General features: G+C 69.1%; 22 protein-coding genes. 16 read left to right on the plus strand and 6 right to left on the minus strand.

Annotated elements, in window-relative coordinates; genetic code table 11:
• The 3 genes from rpsI to H7290_RS20005 all read left to right on the plus strand — a co-directional run.
• On the plus strand, positions 1-371 hold a 371-nt coding region (gene rpsI, locus H7290_RS19995), incomplete at its 5' end, for a 30S ribosomal protein S9 (RefSeq protein WP_290515776.1).
• Positions 372-378: 7 nt separating this feature from the next.
• Positions 379-1,725, plus strand: a complete 1,347-nt coding sequence (gene glmM, locus H7290_RS20000) for a phosphoglucosamine mutase (protein ID WP_290515777.1) — start codon at positions 379-381, stop codon at positions 1,723-1,725.
• A gap of 76 nt (positions 1,726-1,801) precedes the next feature.
• The gene (locus H7290_RS20005) at positions 1,802-2,776 is read left to right on the plus strand and encodes a GNAT family N-acetyltransferase (RefSeq protein ID WP_290515778.1); all 975 of its coding nucleotides are present in this window, start codon (positions 1,802-1,804) and stop codon (positions 2,774-2,776) included.
• 61 nt (positions 2,777-2,837) lie between these two features.
• Here the strand turns inward: H7290_RS20005 and coaA are convergent, their stop codons facing one another.
• Positions 2,838-3,779: a type I pantothenate kinase gene (gene coaA, locus H7290_RS20010; protein WP_290515779.1), complete on the minus strand. Its 942-nt coding sequence runs from the start codon at positions 3,777-3,779 to the stop codon at positions 2,838-2,840.
• Between the two features lie 55 nt (positions 3,780-3,834).
• Here coaA and glmS point away from each other — a divergent pair, with 55 nt between their 5' ends.
• From glmS to H7290_RS20065, 11 genes are all read left to right on the plus strand, one after another.
• Positions 3,835-5,679, plus strand: coding sequence for a glutamine--fructose-6-phosphate transaminase (isomerizing) (gene glmS / locus H7290_RS20015; RefSeq protein ID WP_290515780.1), 1,845 nt, complete (start codon positions 3,835-3,837; stop codon positions 5,677-5,679).
• Positions 5,676-6,026 (plus strand): holo-ACP synthase, encoded by a 351-nt coding sequence (locus H7290_RS20020; protein ID WP_290515781.1) that lies wholly within the window; start codon positions 5,676-5,678, stop codon positions 6,024-6,026. The genes glmS and H7290_RS20020 overlap by 4 nt, the downstream gene beginning before the upstream one ends.
• Positions 6,020-7,441, plus strand: coding sequence for a bifunctional ADP-dependent NAD(P)H-hydrate dehydratase/NAD(P)H-hydrate epimerase (locus tag H7290_RS20025; RefSeq protein ID WP_290515782.1), 1,422 nt, complete (start codon positions 6,020-6,022; stop codon positions 7,439-7,441). Before H7290_RS20020 ends, H7290_RS20025 begins: the two co-directional genes overlap by 7 nt.
• Positions 7,438-8,559, plus strand: coding sequence for an alanine racemase (gene alr / locus H7290_RS20030; protein ID WP_290515783.1), 1,122 nt, complete (start codon positions 7,438-7,440; stop codon positions 8,557-8,559). The genes H7290_RS20025 and alr overlap by 4 nt, the downstream gene beginning before the upstream one ends.
• Positions 8,556-9,533 carry an alpha/beta hydrolase gene (locus H7290_RS20035; protein ID WP_290515784.1) on the plus strand — a complete coding sequence of 326 codons (978 nt, stop codon included), beginning with the start codon at positions 8,556-8,558 and terminating at the stop codon, positions 9,531-9,533. The genes alr and H7290_RS20035 overlap by 4 nt, the downstream gene beginning before the upstream one ends.
• Positions 9,530-10,501 carry a tRNA (adenosine(37)-N6)-threonylcarbamoyltransferase complex ATPase subunit type 1 TsaE gene (gene tsaE, locus H7290_RS20040; RefSeq protein ID WP_290515785.1) on the plus strand — a complete coding sequence of 324 codons (972 nt, stop codon included), beginning with the start codon at positions 9,530-9,532 and terminating at the stop codon, positions 10,499-10,501. The genes H7290_RS20035 and tsaE overlap by 4 nt, the downstream gene beginning before the upstream one ends.
• 33 nt (positions 10,502-10,534) lie before the next feature.
• Positions 10,535-11,170 (plus strand): tRNA (adenosine(37)-N6)-threonylcarbamoyltransferase complex dimerization subunit type 1 TsaB, encoded by a 636-nt coding sequence (gene tsaB / locus H7290_RS20045; protein ID WP_290515786.1) that lies wholly within the window; start codon positions 10,535-10,537, stop codon positions 11,168-11,170.
• Positions 11,167-11,631 carry a ribosomal protein S18-alanine N-acetyltransferase gene (gene rimI / locus H7290_RS20050; RefSeq protein WP_290515787.1) on the plus strand — a complete coding sequence of 155 codons (465 nt, stop codon included), beginning with the start codon at positions 11,167-11,169 and terminating at the stop codon, positions 11,629-11,631. The genes tsaB and rimI overlap by 4 nt, the downstream gene beginning before the upstream one ends.
• Before the next feature lie 109 nt (positions 11,632-11,740).
• Positions 11,741-12,151, plus strand: coding sequence for a DUF5709 domain-containing protein (locus tag H7290_RS20055; RefSeq protein WP_290515788.1), 411 nt, complete (start codon positions 11,741-11,743; stop codon positions 12,149-12,151).
• Between the two features lie 46 nt (positions 12,152-12,197).
• Positions 12,198-12,962: a 1-acyl-sn-glycerol-3-phosphate acyltransferase gene (locus tag H7290_RS20060; RefSeq protein ID WP_290515789.1), complete on the plus strand. Its 765-nt coding sequence runs from the start codon at positions 12,198-12,200 to the stop codon at positions 12,960-12,962.
• Positions 12,959-13,261: a DUF427 domain-containing protein gene (locus H7290_RS20065; RefSeq protein WP_290515790.1), complete on the plus strand. Its 303-nt coding sequence runs from the start codon at positions 12,959-12,961 to the stop codon at positions 13,259-13,261. The genes H7290_RS20060 and H7290_RS20065 overlap by 4 nt, the downstream gene beginning before the upstream one ends.
• A 3-nt stretch (positions 13,262-13,264) precedes the next feature.
• Here the strand turns inward: H7290_RS20065 and H7290_RS20070 are convergent, their stop codons facing one another.
• Positions 13,265-13,765 carry a DinB family protein gene (locus tag H7290_RS20070; protein WP_290515791.1) on the minus strand — a complete coding sequence of 167 codons (501 nt, stop codon included), beginning with the start codon at positions 13,763-13,765 and terminating at the stop codon, positions 13,265-13,267.
• Positions 13,766-13,907: 142 nt separating this feature from the next.
• On the opposite strand from H7290_RS20070, the gene tsaD reads away from it, so the two are divergent.
• The gene (tsaD, locus tag H7290_RS20075; RefSeq protein ID WP_290515792.1) at positions 13,908-14,954 is read left to right on the plus strand and encodes a tRNA (adenosine(37)-N6)-threonylcarbamoyltransferase complex transferase subunit TsaD; all 1,047 of its coding nucleotides are present in this window, start codon (positions 13,908-13,910) and stop codon (positions 14,952-14,954) included.
• A 69-nt stretch (positions 14,955-15,023) separates the two neighbouring features.
• Here tsaD and H7290_RS20080 read toward each other — a convergent pair whose 3' ends face one another.
• From H7290_RS20080 to H7290_RS20095, 4 genes are all read right to left on the minus strand, one after another.
• Entirely contained in the window at positions 15,024-15,896 is an 873-nt protein-coding gene (locus tag H7290_RS20080) for a biotin-dependent carboxyltransferase family protein (protein WP_290515793.1), read from the minus strand.
• On the minus strand, positions 15,893-16,477 hold the full coding sequence (locus tag H7290_RS20085; RefSeq protein ID WP_290515794.1) for an allophanate hydrolase subunit 1: 585 nt from the start codon (positions 16,475-16,477) through the stop codon (positions 15,893-15,895). The genes H7290_RS20080 and H7290_RS20085 overlap by 4 nt, the downstream gene beginning before the upstream one ends.
• On the minus strand, positions 16,474-17,190 hold the full coding sequence (locus H7290_RS20090) for a 5-oxoprolinase subunit PxpA (protein ID WP_290515795.1): 717 nt from the start codon (positions 17,188-17,190) through the stop codon (positions 16,474-16,476). Before H7290_RS20090 ends, H7290_RS20085 begins: the two co-directional genes overlap by 4 nt.
• Positions 17,191-17,309: 119 nt before the next feature.
• Positions 17,310-18,464: a class I SAM-dependent methyltransferase gene (locus H7290_RS20095; protein WP_290515796.1), complete on the minus strand. Its 1,155-nt coding sequence runs from the start codon at positions 18,462-18,464 to the stop codon at positions 17,310-17,312.
• A gap of 198 nt (positions 18,465-18,662) precedes the next feature.
• Between H7290_RS20095 and groES the strand changes: the two genes are divergently transcribed.
• Positions 18,663-18,956 (plus strand): co-chaperone GroES, encoded by a 294-nt coding sequence (gene groES / locus H7290_RS20100; RefSeq protein ID WP_290515797.1) that lies wholly within the window; start codon positions 18,663-18,665, stop codon positions 18,954-18,956.
• Positions 18,957-19,006 lie beyond the last annotated feature (50 nt).

Genomic DNA, 19,006 nt, shown 5'->3' on the forward strand with positions numbered 1-19,006 from the left:
CCGGTCGTCGCAAGGAAGCCATCGCCCGAGTCCGGATCGTTCCGGGCACCGGCGTCTGGACCGTCAACGGCAAGCCGCTTGAGGAGTACCTCCCGAACAAGCTGCACCAGCAGATCGCCAAGGAGGCCTTCGCCGAGACTGGTCTCGTCGACCGTTTCGACGTGGTCGCGCGCGTCACCGGTGGTGGCATGACCGGCCAGGCCGGAGCGCTTCGCCTCGGTGTGGCCCGCTCGCTCAACCAGATCGACGAAGAGGCCAACCGCCCGGCGCTCAAGAAGGCCGGACTCCTGACGCGCGACTCGCGCATCAAGGAGCGCAAGAAGGCTGGCCTCAAGAAGGCTCGTAAGGCTCCGCAGTACAGCAAGCGCTAGTCGCCCCGTGGGCCGGATCTTTGGGACCGATGGCGTTCGTGGACTCGCGAATCGTGATCTGACCGCCGAGCTCGCCGTCGACCTCGCGGTTGCAGCGGCCCACATCCTCGGCGAGGTCGGAGCCTTCGCCGACCAGCGCCCCACTGCAGTCGTTGCCCGCGATCCCCGCGCCTCAGGAGAGTTCCTGGAGGCTGCGGTGGTCGCGGGTCTCGCGTCTGCAGGGGTCGACGTCCACCGTCTCGGCGTCGTGCCGACACCCGGTGCGGCCTACCTCACGTCGTTCCTCGAGGCCGACATGGGCGTCATGATCTCCGCGAGTCACAACGCGATGCCCGACAACGGCATCAAGTTTCTCGCTCGGGGTGGGCTCAAGCTTGACGACGACCTCGAGCTGCTGATCGAGAATCGTCTCGAGGAGCCGTGGGACAGGCCGACCGGCGCAGGGGTGGGCCGCATCGGCGACAGCCACGCCGGGGTGGGCGTCTACATCCGGCACCTCGTGGCTTCGGCACCCGGCTCGCTCGAGGGGCTCACCGTGGTGCTGGACTGTGCCAACGGTGCGGCTTTCGAGGTTGGCCCGCAGGTCTTCGAGGAGCTCGGGGCGACGGTCATCGCCATCCACTCTGAGCCCGACGGTCTCAACATCAACCTCAACTGCGGCTCGACCCACCTGGACGACTTGCAGAAGGCCGTCGTGGAGCACGGTGCCGACGCCGGCTTCGCCTTCGACGGCGATGCCGACAGGTGCCTTGCGGTTGACGCCACCGGCGCGATCGTCGATGGCGACCAGATCTTGGCCATCCTCGCGATTGCCGCGCGCGACGCGGGGCGGCTCACCAACGACACCGTCGTCGCGACGGTCATGAGCAACCTCGGGTTCGTGCAGGCCCTCACGGCAGCGGACATCACCGTCATCCAGACGGCCGTCGGCGACCGCTACGTCCTTGAGGCGATGCGTGTTGGCGGGTTCAACATGGGCGGTGAGCAGTCGGGTCACGTCATCATGGGCGACTACGCCACGACGGGCGACGGCGTGCTGACGGCGGTCCATCTGGCCTCACGCATCCACGACACCGCCACGCGGCTCGCCGACCTCGCGTCGGTCATGACGCGTCTGCCCCAGGTGCTCGTCAACGTCTCCGGTGTCGACAAGGCCCGCGCCGACGTCGACCCCGTGCTGCAGGGCGAGATCGCGATCGCCAACGCCCGACTCGGCGACTCCGGACGGGTGCTGCTGCGGCGGTCTGGCACCGAGCCGCTCGTGCGAGTCATGGTCGAGGCCTCGACGCACGAGGAGGCGGCCGAGATCGCCGACCACCTCGCTGGCATCGTGCGCTCCACGCTGGCGCTCTGACCTTTTTCGCCATTCGACCGACGTCCCCGGCTGAGTGTGACGTCGATGGCGGGGGTGGCTTCCTAGACTCATGCGCATGAGGACCCTCGAGTGGCTCGATCCGACCGACGACGCGCAGTTCGGTGAGTTCCATGCCGCCTACACGGCCGCGCACGACTCGCAGTGGGACCGCCCGTACGAGGCGCACGAGCAGCGCGCCGAGCTCCTCGACGATGCGGGCTACGTCGATCTGCGGGGAGTGCTGGTGAGGGAGGCCGACGGCACGGTCGGCGGTGTCGGCATCATCGAGATGCCGCTGAAGGACAACGGGACCCTCGCCTACGTCAGCGCCCACATCGTGCCCGCGCACCGTCGTTGCGGGCACGGTACGGCCGTCATCGGAGCGTTCGTCGAGATGGCCCGCAGCCGGGGGCGTCGCACCCTGTTTGCCGAGGCACGGTGGAACGTGGAGATGGAGGGGTCAGGGAACACCCTTTTCGCCGAGAGGATGGGTTTCCGACTTGACCTCGCCGACGCGCACCGCGTGCTCGACCTCCCTGCGACGATGCCGGACGCGCCGGTCCGTGACGGCTACCAACTCCGCTCGTGGCGTGGTCCGTGCCCCGTGGAGTGGATCGATGAGTACGCCACCCTGCTCGCGCTGATCGTGCAGGAGGCGCCCACGGGCGACTACCCGCTCGAGAACGAGTACTTCGACGCTGCCCGAGTCCGTTCCGAAGAAGAGCTGCTGATGACACAGCGCCGGCACCGGCAGGTCGTCGTCGCGATCGGGCCCGACGGCCGGTTGGCAGGGCACACCCAGCTCGTGGTCTCGGTGGACGAGGGCTCGGACGCCTTCCAGTGGGACACTCTCGTCCTGCGGGAACATCGAGGTCATGGCCTTGGCCTCAGCATCAAGGTCGAGGCCATGCGGGTGGCGCAGGACCTTCTGGTGGGGCGCTCCTACGTCCACACGTACAACGCCGGCAGCAACGGCCCGATGATTGCCGTGAACGAGGCGATGGGGTTCCGTCAGGTCGGCTGGCTCGGGGAGTTCATCCGCGAGCTCTGAGCTCGTATGCCTTTCGGCGCACGCTCGGCGGAGAGGGGACCTGAAGTGGGAGAGGTGAGCGTCAGAGCTTGCGGAGGCGGACCCAGCTCACGTCGTGGTCGGGGCCCTTGCGCAGCACGAGCGACGCGCGGCCGCGGGTGGTCTGGATGTTCTCGCGCAGGTTGGGCCAGTTGATCGTGTCCCACAGCTCGCCCGCCCTGCCAACCGCCTCGTCGTCGGTGAACGCGCTGTAGCGGTGGAAGTATGACGCGGGGTCGGCGAACGCGGTCTTGCGCAGGCTGAGGAACCGCTCGACGTACCACCGGCGGATGTCCTTGCTGGACGCGTCGACATAGATCGAGAAGTCGAAGAAGTCGCTGATCGCCAACCCCGGGCTGCCGTCACCGCGCGTGCGCGCCGGCGCCAAGACGTTGAGGCCCTCAACGATGATGATGTCGGGCGTCTTGACGGTGACGACCTCGTCGGTGCGGTCGTAAGTCAGGTGGGAGTAGACCGGCGCGGTGACGACCTCGACGCCGGACTTGACTTCCATGACGAACCGTAGGAGCGCCTTGCGGTCGTAGGACTCAGGGAAACCCTTGCGGTCGAGGATGCCGCGGCGTTCGAGCTCGGCATTGGGGAACAGGAACCCGTCGGTGGTGACCAGCTCGACGTGGGGATGCTCCGGAGAGTGCGACAACAGCTCGCGGAGCAGGCGCGCTGTGGTCGACTTGCCCACCGCCACTGAGCCGGCGATACCGATGACGAATGGGGTGCGGCGAGACTGCGGCTCGTGGAGGAACGCCTCGGTCGACTCGTAGAGGGCGCCGGCGTGACGGACGCGCAGGCTGATGAGCTCGGTCATCGGGAGATAGACCTGGCGCACCTCCTCCAGGTCGAGGGCGTCCCCGAGTCCCCTGACCCGCTCGATCTCGACCGGTTTGAGCGGTTGGGGAGCATCGCCGGCGAGCTCGGCCCACGCGGCCCGCTCGAGCTCGACGTACGGTGACTGGTCGCGCGACATGTGAGCATTCTCCCGCCTGCGTCCTCGGTGTCCTCCACTCGGTACCCTGAAGCCTATGTGTGGAATCGTCGGGTATGTCGGAGAGCGTTCAGCGCTCGAGGTCGTCATGGGTGGATTGCGTCGTCTGGAGTACCGCGGTTACGACTCCGGGGGCGTGGCGCTGATTCACGAGGGGACGATCTCGTCGGCCAAGAAGGCAGGCAAGCTGCTCAACCTCGATGCCGAGCTGAAGGCCAACCCCATCGCGGACGGCACGACCGGCATCGGTCACACCCGATGGGCCACCCACGGTGCACCCAACGACCGCAACGCGCACCCGCACCTCGACTCCACGGGGCGCATCGCCGTCGTCCACAACGGCATCATCGAGAACTTCGCTGCCCTGCGGGCCGAGCTCGAGGCCGCGGGTCACGAGATGGTCTCCGAGACCGACACCGAGACCGTCGCGCACCTCCTGCACGACGAGCTCGAGTCGACCGACGACCTCGCCGAGGCCGTCCGGTCGGTCTGTCGCCGGCTTCGCGGCGCCTTCACGCTCGTCATCTGTGACGCCCAGCGGCCCGACATCGTGATCGGCGCCCGCCGCAACTCCCCCCTCGTCGTCGGACGCGGCAAGGGTGAGAACTTCCTCGGCTCCGACGTCGCCGCCTTCATCGAGTACACCCGCGACGCGATCGAGCTCGGTCAGGACCAGGTCGTGACGATCACCCGCGACGACGTCGTGGTGACCGACTTCTTCGGCGAGCCGGCCGAGACCAAGGAGTACCACGTCGACTGGGACGTGTCGGCCGCCGAGAAGGGCGGCTTCGACTGGTTCATGCTCAAGGAGATCGACGAGCAGCCCCAGGCCGTCGCTGACACCCTGCTCGGGCGGCACTCGATCGACGGGCTGCTCCAGCTCGATGAGATGCGACTGTCCGACGACGAGCTGCGCGAGGTCGACAAGGTCATCGTGGTCGCCGCGGGCACCTCCTTCTACGCGGCGATGGTCGCGAAGTACGCGATCGAGCACTGGACCCGCATCCCCTGCGAGGTCGAGCTCGCCTCGGAGTTCCGCTACCGCGACCCGATCCTCGACCGCAGCACGCTGGTGGTCACCATCAGCCAGTCCGGCGAGACCATGGACACCCTGATGGCCATCCGCTACGCGCGCCAGCAGCGTGCGCGGGTGCTCTCGATCTGCAACACCAACGGCTCGACGATCCCGCGGGAGTCCGACGCCGTGATCTACACGCATGCCGGGCCCGAGGTCGCCGTCGCCTCGACCAAGGGCTTCCTCGCCCAGGTCACGGCCTGCTACCTGCTGGCGCTCTACTTCGCACAGATCAAGGGCGTCAAGTACGGCGACGAGATCGCCAGCATCATCGGCGAGCTGGAGAAGACCCCGACCGGCATCCAGCGCATGCTCGACGAGGCCGACCAGGTGCGCAAGCTCGCCGCCGAGCTTTCCGGGTCGCGCTCGATCTTGTTCCTCGGCCGTCACGTCGGCTACCCCGTGGCCCTCGAGGGTGCGCTCAAGCTCAAGGAGCTCGCCTACATACACGCGGAGGGGTTTGCGGCGGGCGAGCTCAAGCACGGCCCGATCGCCGTGATCGAGGAGGGCCTGCCGGTGTTCGTCATCGTGCCGCCCAGGGGACGCGACCAGCTGCAGGAGAAGACCGTCAGCAACATCCAGGAGATCCGGGCTCGTGGAGCGCGCACGATCGTCCTGGCGGAGGACGGTGACGACGACGTCGTGCCCTACTCCGACCACCTCATCCGCCTGCCCCGCGTGCCGACGTTGCTGCAACCGCTGGTGGCCACGGTCCCGCTGCAGATCTTCGCCAGCGAGTTCGCCAGCCAGCTCGGCCACGACGTCGACCAGCCGCGCAACCTGGCCAAGTCGGTCACGGTCGAATGATCTTCGGCATCGGGGTCGATGTCGTCGACATCCCCAGGTTCGCCGAGACGCTCGAGCGCACTCCGACGCTGCGCCATCGCCTGTTCACCGACGGCGAGGCCGGTCTGGCGCTGGAGTCTCTGGCCGGTCGCTTCGCCGCCAAGGAGGCTTTCGTCAAGGCGCTGAAGGCACCCGCAGGCATGTCGTGGCAGGACATCGAGGTCGTCACCGCTGTTGGTGGAGCGCCGAGCTTCCGTCTCCACGGTGCAGCCCTCGACCGGGCCAAGGAGCTTCGCATCACCGCGACGCACCTCTCGATCTCGCACGACACCAGCGTGGCAACGGCTTTCGTGGTGGCGGAGTGCTGACGGCGCACCGCGTCGAAGACATCCGTGCCGCGGAGAAGTCCCTCGCCGCGACACTCCCCGAGGGCGAGCTGATGCGACGGGCCGCGCGGGGCCTGGCCGACGCGCTCGACGTCCTCGCTGCCGGCGACCTCGTGGTGATGCTCATCGGGCCGGGCAACAACGGCGGCGACGCACTGTTCGCGGCCGTGCACCTGCTCGACCGCGGGGTCCGGGTTGATCTTTGCCTGCTTGACGAGTCGAGGTCGCACGCCGAAGGGCTGGCCGCTGCGCGCGGCGCCGGGGCACAGGTCGTGCGCGAGCCCACCGGGCAACGCTTCTGCCTCGACGCCATCTTCGGCATCGGCGCACGCCCAGGGGGACTCAGCGGCACCCCCGCCGCCTGGGCTGAGTGGATCGACGATCACCGACCCCACACGGTGGCCGTCGGCGTGCCTTCCGGCGTCGACGTCGATGGCGCGACGCTGCCGGGGTCGTACGTCAGGGCAGACGCGACCATCACCCTCGGCACGTACAAGAATGCACTGCTCCTGGACCCGGCGGCGGGTGCAGCCGGGTCAGTCACGCTCGTCGACATCGGGCTAGCCGAGCACCTCCCCGCTCCATCTGTCGAGGCGATCGAGGCCTCGGACGGCAGCCTCCTGGCACCGGCGGTACCGGGAGCGGCGTCGCACAAGTACACGCGCGGCGTGGTCGGCGTCGCCGCCGGCTCCGAGCAGTACGCTGGCGCCGCGCACCTGTGCGTCGCCGGGGCCCAGTCCGGACTGGCCGGCATGGTGCGGTTCGTCGGCAGTGCCGAGCTCAGCCGACGCATCGTCGAGCGGGCGCCCGAGGTGGTCGCCGGTCGGGCGCGCGTCCAGGTGTGGGTCGTGGGGCCCGGCGGTGGCGGCGATGCCGGGGTCCGGCTTCAGATGGCACTCGAGGACGGGGTGCCGGTCGTGGTCGACGCGAGCGCGCTCCAGCACCTCCCTGCGTCCTTCGACGTCCCGGCACTGCTGACGCCCCATGCGGGCGAGCTGGCAGCCATGCTGGGCACCGATCGGGAGAGCGTCGAGGCAGACCCACTGGCCCACGCTCAGCGTGCCGCCGAGCGGTGGAACGCGACCGTGCTGCTGAAAGGACGCCGCACCGTCGTCGCGCACACCGGATCGCCCACCCGCGTCAATCGCAGCGGTTCGCCTTGGCTCGGCACCGCCGGTGCGGGCGACGTCCTGGCTGGGTTCGCCGGCTCCCTGCTCGCTGCCGGGCTCGACGCACGCGACGCCGGCTCGCTCGCGGCCTTCCTGCACGGCACGGCCAGCATCCATGCCAACCCCGGCGGCCCCATCACTGCGTCGGACGTCGCCAGAGCGCTGCCGTCGACCGTCGCGTCGTTCCTGCTCACCTCCGCCCCCGGGCACGGACGTGGTCTGCCGTGACCGGCCCGCAGGCAGAGGCGGTCATCGATCTGGATGCCTTTCGCGCCAACATCGCCGCTCTTGCCGCGTGCGCGCCCGCGTCCGCGCTCATGGCAGTCGTCAAGGCCGATGCCTACGGCCACGGCATGCTGCCGATGGCCCGGGCGGCCCGCGACGCCGGCGCCGAGTGGCTGGGTGTTGCGACGATCGATGAGGCGCTCGCCCTGCGCCCCGGAGGCGACACGGGATCGGTGCTGTGCTGGCTCGCCAGCCCCGGCGCCGACTTCGCCAGTCCCATCGACGCTGGCATCGAGGTCACCGCATCGTCGTCCGAGCAGCTCTCCGAGATCCTTGCCGCGCCAGCCTCCGCACGTCCGAAGGTCCAGCTGAAGGTCGACACAGGGCTCTCCCGCAACGGTGCGCACGGCGACCAGTGGCCATCCCTCGTCGACGGCGCTGCCGCTGCGCAGTCCTCCGGCGCCGCCGAGATCACCGGCGTCTGGTCACACTTCGCGTGCGCAGACGAACCGGACCATCCGGCCAACGACGAGCAGGAACGCGTCTTCCGCGCCGCCGTCGCCGAGCTCGCTCGGGCCGGCGTCGAGCCTGCAGTGCGTCACCTGAGCAACTCGGCGGCCACCCTCACGCGTCCCACGGCGCACTTCGACCTGGTTCGCATCGGCATCGCGGCGTACGGGATCAATCCCGACCCGCGGCTCGTCCACCAGGCCGACCTCACGCCGGTGTTGACGTTGCGGGCACGTCTCGCGGCGGTGAAGCGGGTACCCGCCGGAGCCAGCGTCTCGTACGGCCATACCTGGACCGCCACGAGCGACACGACCCTCGGACTCGTCCCGATGGGCTATGCGGAAGGCATCGCGCGCACCGCATCGAACCGGGCCGAGGTGGCACACGCCGGACGCCGGGCACCCGTCAGGGGAGCGATCTGCATGGATCAGCTCGTCGTCGACCTCGGTGATGCCGACGCGAGACGCGGCGACCTCGTCACGCTGTTCGGCCCCGGCACCGACGGTGAGCCGACCGCCGAGGACTGGGCTGCTGCCGCCGGGACCATCGCTTACGAAGTGGTGACGCGACTCGGCGGACGGATCGAGCGGTCGTACCGAGGAGAATCATGAGCAGATCAGTGAAGGTCGCCTCGACGGCTGGGGCGTTCGTCATCGCCGGGGTTGCGGCGACCCTCCTCAGCGGACGGCAGCGGCAGCAGCGTCGGCTCCGCCGTGGCGAGGACGTCGAGTTCGGCTCGGTGCACAGCGGTCGGCACGTGGTCAGCGCCACCGACGGGGTGGCTCTCAACGTCGAGGTCGACGAGGGGGAACGCAAGACCCCGACGATCGTCTTCGTGCACGGCTGGGTCGAGACGCTCGACGTGTGGCACTACCAGCGGCTCGCTCTGCGGGGGCAGGTGCGGATGGTGTTCTTCGACCTTCGGTCGCACGGTCTTTCCGGGCGGTCTTACCACGACAGCTCCTCGATCCCGCATCTCGCCGACGACCTGCGGACGATCATCAGGGCCGAGGTGCCCCGGGGCCCGGTCATCCTCGTCGGTCACTCGATGGGCGGTATGGCGATCATGGAGCTCGCCGTCACCGACCCCGGACTCTTCGGCGGGCGGGTCAAGGGCGTCGTCCTGATCGGCACGAGTGCCGGCCGCCTGATGCGGAGCAGTCCCGGCCTGCGACACCTCATCCCGCTGCTTCGAATCGCCTCGCCGGTGCTCGACTGGGGGCGCTCGTTCAACAGCTACACGGTTGTCCAGCGCTGGGGTCTCGGCCCCGACGCGCAGGAGCGCCACGTCGACATGACCAACGAGATGATCCTGCGCGCGCCGACCCACGTGCTGATGGACTTCTACTCCAACTTCGTCGGTCTCGATCTCACGGCGGGCCTCAAGGCACTCGGGAGGGCTGACACCGTCATCATCGGTGGCACCGCCGACATGCTCACCCCGATCAAGCACAGCCGCCGGCTCGCCGAGGTGATATCGGGCGCCAAGCTCGTCATCGTCGACGGCGCGGGCCACATGGTCCCCTTCGAGGACCACCAACGCGTCACCAAAACCATTGCCGACCTCCTGGAGCGCATCTCATGATCAGGGCGCTCGACGTCATCGATGCCGGTCCCGAGCACGCAGGTGCGATCGTCGACATCATCCACCGCTCCTTCGGGGCACGGCCGACGCTCGACCCGCCGTCGACGGCCCTCGACGACACTGTGGAGTCGGTTGCCGCGGTGCTCGCCTCGTCAGGCGGGCTGCTCGTCGAGCGGCGCGGACTCCCGATGGGGGCGATGCTCTTCGACGAGTCGCGTCCCGGCCAGCTCGGGCTCCGCAGGGTGTGTGTCGACCCCGACATCCAGACCCGCGGCGTCGCCTCGGCGATGCTCGGGGTGGCCGAGGACACCGCTGAAGAGCGCGGCAAGGACGGCATCTGGCTCGACGTGCGCGAAGAGCTACCCGAGACCGTGCAGTTCTGGGCCCGCCGGCGGTACCACCCGGTAGGACGCGACGAGCCGTTCATCGAGTTCGGCAAGACGCTGTGGCTCGCCCGCGAGGTGCCCACGCCGGAGGCGATGCATGGGCTCGCGGCGCGGCTGGCCACCCTCGTGCGCGCAGGGGACCTGTTGGTGCTCTCGGGTGATCTGGGAGCCGGCAAGACGACGTTCACACAGGGCCTCGGCGACGCGCTGGGGGTTCGCGGACCGATCACCTCGCCGACATTCGTCATCGCGCGCACCCACCCGTCTCTCGTGGGCGGACCGCCGCTCGTCCATGTCGATGCCTACCGGCTCGGCGACGCCGTGGAGATCGACGACATCGACCTGGATGCCACGACGGATGAAGCCGTCACCGTCGTCGAGTGGGGCGACGGCATGGCCGAGCAGCTCTCCGACAGCTGGCTCCACATCCGCATCGAGGTGCGTGGCGTGCGGCCGATCGACCCCGTCGGCACGCCTCACGACGGTGCCGACGTCGCCGATTCCGAACCTCGGGTCGTCACGGTCAAGCCCAACGGCCCTCGCTGGGTCGGGGTGCCACTCCGCTCGACCCTCCTGGGCTGACCCGTCGCCCCAGGCGGCGGTTAGGCTGCGGGCGTGCTCCTGCTTGCCTTCGACACCGCCACACCTGTCATCACAGTCGCCGTGCACGACGGTCTGCGGGTCGTCGGCGAGGCATCCGGGGTGGGTGCCATGGCACATGGCGAGCTGCTCGCACCAGCCATCCGCGACGCCGTGGCGCAGGCCGGTGCCACCATGGCCGACCTCACCGATGTCGCCGTCGGCGTGGGCCCCGGGCCGTTCACCGGGCTGCGAGTGGGTGTCGTCACGGCTCTGACACTGGGCTCCACGCTCGGCCTCACGACTCACGGCGTCTGCACCCTCGACATCGTCGCCGCCGACATCCAGGTCGAGGGGGAGCTGCTCGTGGCCACGGATGCGCGCCGCAAGGAGGTCTACTGGGCCCGCTACGGCGCTGACCACTCCCGGCTCGACGGTCCCCACGTCTCAACCCCGGCCGATCTCGCTGCCCAGCATCCCGATCTACCGGTCTACGGGCGGGGCGCGCACCTCTACGACGGCGTGTTGCATGCGGCGGGTGACGCCAACGACCCCCGGGCGTCGGCCCTCGCTGCACTCGTCGTGGGTGGCAGGGCGCACGAGCTTTCCCTCGAACCGCTCTACCTTCGACGTCCCGACGCCGTTCCCCAAGGCATCCTCAAGCGCGCATGATCCGTCTCGCCGGCACCGGTGACGTGGATGCCGTCGCCCACGTCGAACGTGAGTGCTTCGCAGGTGCGGCGTGGAGCCCTGGCCTCGTGCGTGCCGAGATCGAGGGGCATCGACGCACCGTCCTCGTCGACGAGCAGGCCGACTCGATCGTGGCTTACGGGTCGATCTCAGTGATCGACGACGTCGCAGACCTGCACCGCATCGCCGTGCTTGCCGGTGCCCGTCGTCAGGGTGTGGCGCGCGCCCTGCTGGCCGAGCTGACACGAAGCGCGCGGCACGAGGGCGCGTCCCGGATGTTGCTCGAGGTCGCCGACGACAACCAGGCGGCGATGACCCTCTACACGTCCCTGGGGTTCGTCATCATCAGCCGGCGCCGCCGCTACTACCCGGACGGGGCAGACTCGCTCGTCATGGAGGCGGCGATGGAACCTGACCGGACAGAGGCCGACGGGGGCGCGTGATGAAGGGGAACGACAGCTCGCTCAGGTGTCCGCCGCGTTCCAGCCACCCGATGGAGGTCAAGATCGACGCCTATCTTGCCCATCCGGTCAGGCATGCGAGGCTAGGGTCATGACGCAGACGCCAGACGACCTGCCCGACGAGTCCGACAACCTCGATCAGCTCCAGTCCGAGGACACCCTCGTCGACCGCGGTGTCGACGACGTTCTCGACGAGGGCTACTCGCCAGCCGAGAAGTGGTCGCCTGGTGAGGGCTTCGGCACGACCGCCGACGAGGCGCTCGAGGGAGAGAGCCTCGACCAGCGCATCGCCCAAGAGGTGCCCGACGTCGACCCGTACGACGAGGGCGACAAAGAGATCCTCGACGACGGCGAGGTCGGCGCTGCACGGGCCGGACGCCTCGTCGACCCCGACGAGGGCTCTGGTCCCGACACGGAGAGCGATCTCATCGGAGACGACGTCGGCATCGATGGGGCCGCGGCCAGCGCCGAAGAAGCCGCCGTCCACATTGTCGAGGACTGACCTCAGATCCTCGCCGACCGGTGCGCGCGTCCACTAGGCTGATTTGATGCGCGACTACACCTACCCCGCCACGATCGTGACGGCGAAGATGCTGTTCAAGCTCCTCGGCATGAAGTTCCAGTTGTCCGGCACCGAGAACATTCCGCGCTCCGGCGGCGCGATCCTTGCGGCCAACCACATTGGCTACGTCGACTTCATCTTCGATGGGCTTGCGGCCCAGCCCAGCGGACGACTGGTGCGCTTCATGGCGAAGAAGGACGCGTTCGACCACCCGGTCTCCGGACCTGTCATGCGATCGTTCCACCACATCTCGGTCGACCGCGACAATGGCCAGGCCTCCTACGATGCCGCCGTGGAGTATGCCCGCAACGGCGAGATCGTCGGCATCTTCCCCGAGGCGACGATCAGTCGGTCCTTCGAGATCAAGGGGCTCAAGACCGGTGCCGTGCGCATGGCGGCCGAGGCGGGTGTGCCCCTCATCCCGATGGTCACGTGGGGCACCCAGCTGCTCAAGACGAAGGATCACGAGCCAGACGTGAAGGGGCGCGGCAAGACCATCGCCCTTCACGTCGGTGCGCCGCTCGAGGTCACCGGTGCAGACCCTGTCGCCGAGACCGCGCAGCTGCGTGTGGCCATGAGCGTCCTGCTCGACGAGGCCATCGCCGCCTACCCCATCAGCCCGAAGGGGCAATGGTGGGCGCCGGCCCGCCATGGTGGTACCGCGCCAACATTGCAGGATGCTGCCAGACTTGACGAGGAAGAACTTGTCGCCAGGGCGGCCGCGCGTGCCGCGAAGAAGGAGCAGTCATGAAGGCAGTCATCGGGAACACCGTCGTCGCCGAGGCCCCGGAAGAAGATCTCGTCAAGATCGAGGGCAACTGGTACTTCCCGCCCGCGAGCCTCACCGAAGGAGCGTTCGAGAAGAGCCCCAAGGCCTACCACTGCCCGTGGAAGGGCGACACCCAGTACTTCAACGTCGGCATCGGCGACGACGTCCTCGCCGATGGTGGCTGGTCGTACCCCGAGCCGATCCCGTCCTCGTTCGACCGGGTCGGTCAGGACTTCAGCAACTACGTCGCATTCGACCGCCGCGTCACCGTCTCCGAGTAGACCCTAGGAGCCCGTCGAGCCGTCGGCCATCTCGCGCAGCAGGTCGAGGTGGCCGTTGTGCCGCGACGTCTCCTCGATGAGATGGGCGATGACCCATCGGACGTTGGGATGGAAGTCGCTGAGCGCATCGGCCGACTCGGTGTCGAGATCGAGATCCGCGAGAATCCGTCTAGTCAGCTGCACCTGCTCGCTGTAGCCGGCGATGATGTCGTCGAGCGGTAGCGTCAGGCCGTCGTCCATCTCGCCGTTGGGCCGCTCGTCGCTCCACGGGGCGCGGTCCTCGCCACCGAGCAGGACGACCTCGACCCAGTAGTGCTCGTTCCACCGCAGATGGTTGAGCACCGACGCCGGGTTGGTCAGCGGCGACGTCGTGACGGGCGCATGGCGGGCCTGCTCCTGGCTGAGCCCGCGGACCTTGAACAGTGCTGTCTGTTGGACGTACTCCAGCATCTGCATCATCACTGCGCGTTCGTCGCCGGCTGGGGGAGTATCGGTACGGGCCATGACCCCACCCTGTCAGGTCGGTTCCTCTGTCCCCGGTTGAGCCGTCAGCCATCGCGCTCAGCCGGAGGGTGCCCGGCCGTGCCACACCTCGACCCTGGCACTCCGCGGGCCTGAAACAGCGTGGGCCTGAGACACTGGGTGAGTGAGCGAACCGCTGGTGATGGGCATCGAGTCGTCGTGCGACGAGACCGGTGTGGGCATCGTCCGGGGCACCGAGCTGCTCGCCCACGCGCTGTCGTCCAGCATGGAGCAGCACGTGAGGTTCGGCGGGGTGGTGCCCGAGGTCGCCAGCCGCGCCCACCTCGAGGCGATGGTCCCGACCCTCGAAGAGGCCTACCGCGAGTCGGGCATCAGGGTGCAGGACGTCGACGCGATCGCGGTGACCTGCGGGCCGGGCCTCACTGGCGCGCTGCTGGTGGGCGTGGCCGCCGCGAAGGCTCTCGCGCTCGCGCACGACAAGCCGCTCTACGGCGTCAACCATCTCGCCGCCCACGTTGCGGTCGACCAGCTCGAGCACGGACGATTCGACCGTCGGGTGGGCGCGCTGCTGGTGAGCGGCGGGCACACCGAGATCTTGCTGGTGGACGACATCGCCACCGACATCACCCTGCTCGGGCAGAGCATCGACGATGCCGCGGGTGAGGCGTTCGACAAGGTCGCCCGGCTGCTGGGCCTGCCCTACCCCGGTGGCCCGCACGTCGACCGCGTCGCTCGCGGGGGTGACCCGACCGCCGTGCGCTTCCCGCGCGGTCTCACAGGTGGCCGCGACCTTGACAAGCACCGCTACGACTTCTCGTTCTCCGGTCTCAAGAGCGCTGTGGCGCGCCATGTCCAGCACGAGCAGCGGATGGGTCGGGGTTTTGTCGTTGCCGACGTCGCGGCGTCCTTCCAGGACGCGGTGTGCGACGTGCTCACCCGGAAGGCCATCGCCGCTTGTCTCGCTCATGACGTCGACACCCTCATCATCGGCGGAGGGGTGGCGGCCAACGCACGCCTGCGCCACTTCGCCGAGGAACGCGCGGCAAAGGCTGGCATCGAGATCCGGGTGCCGCGCATGGGTCTGTGCACCGACAACGGAGCCATGGTCGCCGCGTTGGGGGCCGAGGTCGTACGGCGCGGTCTGCCACCGTCATCGCTGGACCTGCCCGCCGACTCGAGCCTGCCGGTCACCCAGATCGTCGCCGCCTAGCCGCATCCCTCCCGCCCCCGCTGGGAGTGACGGTCTTGAGGCGACACGCCGGCGGAAACCACAAGTGCGTCACTCCCAGCGCGGACGTCTGGTGGGTTCGACTCGAAAGCGCAGCGTCTGCCCGGGCCGTGCCTGGGCCAACCGATCGGTGTGTGCGTCGACCACCACCGCGATGACCGGATAGCCCCCGGTGACCGGATGATCGGGCCCGAAGACGATGGGGCCGCCATCGGAGGCGACCTGGATGCTGCCTCGCGCGCACGCTTCGCTGGGCAGCTCCTCGGCGCGCGCGCGTTCGAGCACGGGGCCGGTCAGGCGGATGCCGACCCGGTTCGAGTCCGACCCGATCTGCCATGCCGACTCGAGCAGCAGGCGCACGGATTCGGGAGTGAACCAGCCGTCTCGTGGTCCGAGAACCACGTCGACGCTGAGGTCCCCGCCGCGCAGGAGCGAGGGGATGTCTTCGAGGTCGGGGGAGGGGCGCGCGACGCCCACCGCGAGGGTGTCGCCCACCGCGAGCGGCGCTGGGCCGAGGCCGGCAAGGGTGTCGGCCGACGCCGAGCCGAGCTCCCGCGCAGCGGCAAGACCCCCAGCCACGCCGACGTACGTCCGCACGCCGGCGGCGATCGTGCCGAGGCGAAGCCTCTGCCCGGCGCGGATCGGGATGGCCCGACCATGCGCTGCCGGCTCGCCATCGATGTCGAGCGGGCCGACTCCCCCGGTCATGGCGATCATGTGGGCCGACTCGGCTCGCAGCAGCAGACCTCCGCCAAGCACCTCGATCACAGCGGCGCAGGGGTCGTTGCCGAGCAGGATGTTGGCCTGCCGAAGCGCTGGGCGGTCGAACGCTCCAGACGTGCTGACGCCGAGATGTCCGAGGCCGGTTCGTCCCCCGTCCTCGACGAGGCTGAGCAGTCCGGGCAGCTCGACCACGAAGCTCATCGTTGCGCGACGAAACGGACAGTCATCCCGGCGGCCAGCAGAGCCGGATCGGCGCGCTCGCTGTCCCACAACGTCAGCGTGGTCCGACCGAGCAGCTGCCACCCGCCCGGCGACTCTCGTGGGTAGACGCCGCTGAACTCACCGGCGAGGCCGACCGAGCCGGCCGGGACGCATGCTCTCGGCGACGGCCGCCGGGGCACCTCCAGGCGTGGGTCGCCTCCGACGAGGTACGAGAAACCGGGAGCGAAGCCGCCGAATGCCACCGTCCACCGAGAGCCGGTGTGCGCGGCGACGACCCCGTCCTCGCCGAGCCCGGTGAGTCGGCCGACGTCCGCCAGGTCGGGGCCGTCGTACACGACCGGCACCTCGAGCTCGGCGACCTGGTCGATCGCAGCAGAGGAGCCTGGGGTCGTCGCTGCGACGAGCGCACGCAGGCTGCGCGGATCGCCGCGCAGGAGCACGCTGCGGGCGCCGAGCACCGAGTCGACCTGCGGATGCAGGGCGGCGAACCAGCGCTGGGCCTCATCCAGCGACTCGCAATCGAGGAGCATGGCGGCGTCGCCGTAGGGGAGTGTCCTCACGCGTCCATGCTCCTCACGTCGGCGCCCGCTGCCAGCAGCGCGGCGCGCACAGCACGAGCCAGGCCGACAGCGCCGGGGCTGTCGCTGTGCACGCAGACCGACGCCACGTTTCCGAGCAGCTGTACTGCCTGGGTGGCGACCGAGTCGACGTCGGTGAGCAGGGCTCCCGGCTCCCGTCGTGGGACGAGGCGTCCGTCTGGCGTGTAGGCACGGTCGGCGAAGCCCTCGAGGGCGGTCGGGATGCCGCGCGCGTCGGCGATGCCGAGTGACACCGAACCAGGCAGGCCGAGCAGAGAACGCGTGACCGCGAGCCCGTGCAGGGCTTCGACGACCGCATGCGCCTGCCTGTCGTGGTCGACGATCGCGTTGTAGAGCGCACCGTGCGGCTTGACGTAGGTGACGGTGCCACCGACGGAGCCGGCGACGTCGTCGAGGAGCGAGATCTGGCTCATGATCTCTGCCGTCAGGTCGGCCGATGGCATGTCCAGGAAGAGGCGGCCGAAGTTGTCGCGATCGGGGTAGCCGACCTGCGCGCCGATGGCGACGCCGCGGGCAACGGCGGCTTCGCACGTCGCGCGCATGAGGTCCTCGTCACCGGCGTAGGCGCCGCAGCAGATGTTGGCACTGGTGACCACGTCGAGCAGCGCCAGATCCTCCCCCGACGTCCATCGAGGCCACGACTCGCCGAGGTCGGCGTTGAGGTCGATCCGCATGCTGGGAGCGTAACGACCCACCCGCTCCCCGAGAAGTGGCAGGTGAGGCACCGAATCTCCATCGAATTGGTCGACGAAAGGTGCTCGAGGCGCGAATTCGTGGACATCGTGTCGTGGGGTCAGAGGCGTTCCACCAGGAAGGCCCGCCCTTCGCCCTGGACCCGCGTCATGATCACCAGGGCCTTGTGGGGGCCTTTCAGCTTCATGCGGCGCACCAGCTCCTCGGGGACGATGTCGACGCCACGTTTCTTGATGGTCAGCGTCCCCACACGGCGCACCTGCAACGCGGCCCGCAATGGCTTCTCGCGGAACGGGAGCTCATCGATGATGCGGAACCCGCGTGCGAGCGGTGTCGGATCAGCGCGGTCAGAGCTGATGTAGGCGATGTGGGCGTCGGTGAGCCAGCCGCCGATCGTCGACGCCAGCTCGCCGACGAGGCCGGATCGGATGACGGCATCGTCGGGCTCGTAGAGGTAGGCACCCGCCTCGGCCACCGCGGCCGGTTCGCCCGTGGCCACGAGCCCGGCCCCGGACGGCAGCACCGTCGCGCGGCGCGATGCTGTGGCGAACGGAGCGCCCCACAGGCACGCCTCGACGAGGTCGCCACGGTCGCTTACCCACTCGGCCTCCACACCGTGCGGCACGGCATCGTGTGCGAGCCCCGGCATCAGCTTGGCGACGGCGCGGCCCTCCAGCCGTTGCTTCACCCAGTCCCACGGCGGCTGAAGGTCTCCGGTCGAGAACGTGCGGCCGCGGCCGTCGCGGCGGGCCGGATCGATGAAGGCGACCTCGTCGGGACGCACGTCGACGCTGCGAGCATCGGCGCAGATGATCTCCCCCGCGAGCCCCAGCGCGTCAAGGTTGGCCGCTGCGATGGCTGCGCGCACGGGGTCGAGCTCGACCCCGCGCACGGCCAGACCGGCTCGGGCGAACGCGACAAGATCACCGCCGATGCCGCAGCCCAGATCGACAACGGCATCCGCACCGCTCGCAGCCAGCCGCTCGGCCCGGTGCGTCGCGACCGTCGACCGCGTCGATTGCTCGAGTGCCTCGTGCGTGAAGTACATCCGGGCAGCATCGCCGCCGAACTTCGCCTGGGCCTTGCCCCGAAGGTGGTTCTGGGTGACGGCTCCGGCGACGAGCCCGGGCGCATGGGTCTTGCGCAGTCGCGTGCCGAGACCCAGATCGCTCTCGACTCCCGCCCGCTCGGACACCTCGCGGAGCAGGAGCTGTCCGGTGGGAGACAGGAGCTGCGCAAAGGTCTCCGGATCCATGCAGGAGACAGTAGCGAGAGCCGAGTGCCTGACCGACGCGTGCGTCCCGTTAGCACTCCCATGGGGCGAGTGCCAGCGGCGTGCTACGTTTCACGTGAGCATTCTCTCCTTGAGATTGCCAGCATCGGTGAGCACGACCCCCGCGACGGCGTGCCCACCCGCATCCAATGTTCCACCGTTGAAAGGGGAGGTCGACACGTGTCGGTCACCATCAAGCCGCTCGAAGACCGTCTGGTCATCCAGGCTGTCGAAGCAGAGCAGACCACCGCATCGGGTCTGGTCATTCCAGACACCGCCAAGGAGAAGCCGCAGGAAGGCAACGTCATTGCAGTGGGCCCCGGTCGGGTCGACGACAACGGCAACCGCGTTCCTCTCGATGTCGCCGTCGGCGACAAGGTCATCTTCAGCAAGTACGGCGGCACCGAGGTCAAGTACGACGGCCAGGAGTACCTCATCCTGTCCGCTCGCGACGCCCTCGCTGTCGTTTCGTGATCTGACCCCCCGGCACCCCGTTCGCGGGGGGCCGGGGCCTCTCACGTCCC

Source organism: Aeromicrobium sp. (genome assembly GCF_014378035.1).
In the GTDB taxonomy this organism is placed as follows: Bacteria; Actinomycetota; Actinomycetes; order Propionibacteriales; family Nocardioidaceae; genus Aeromicrobium.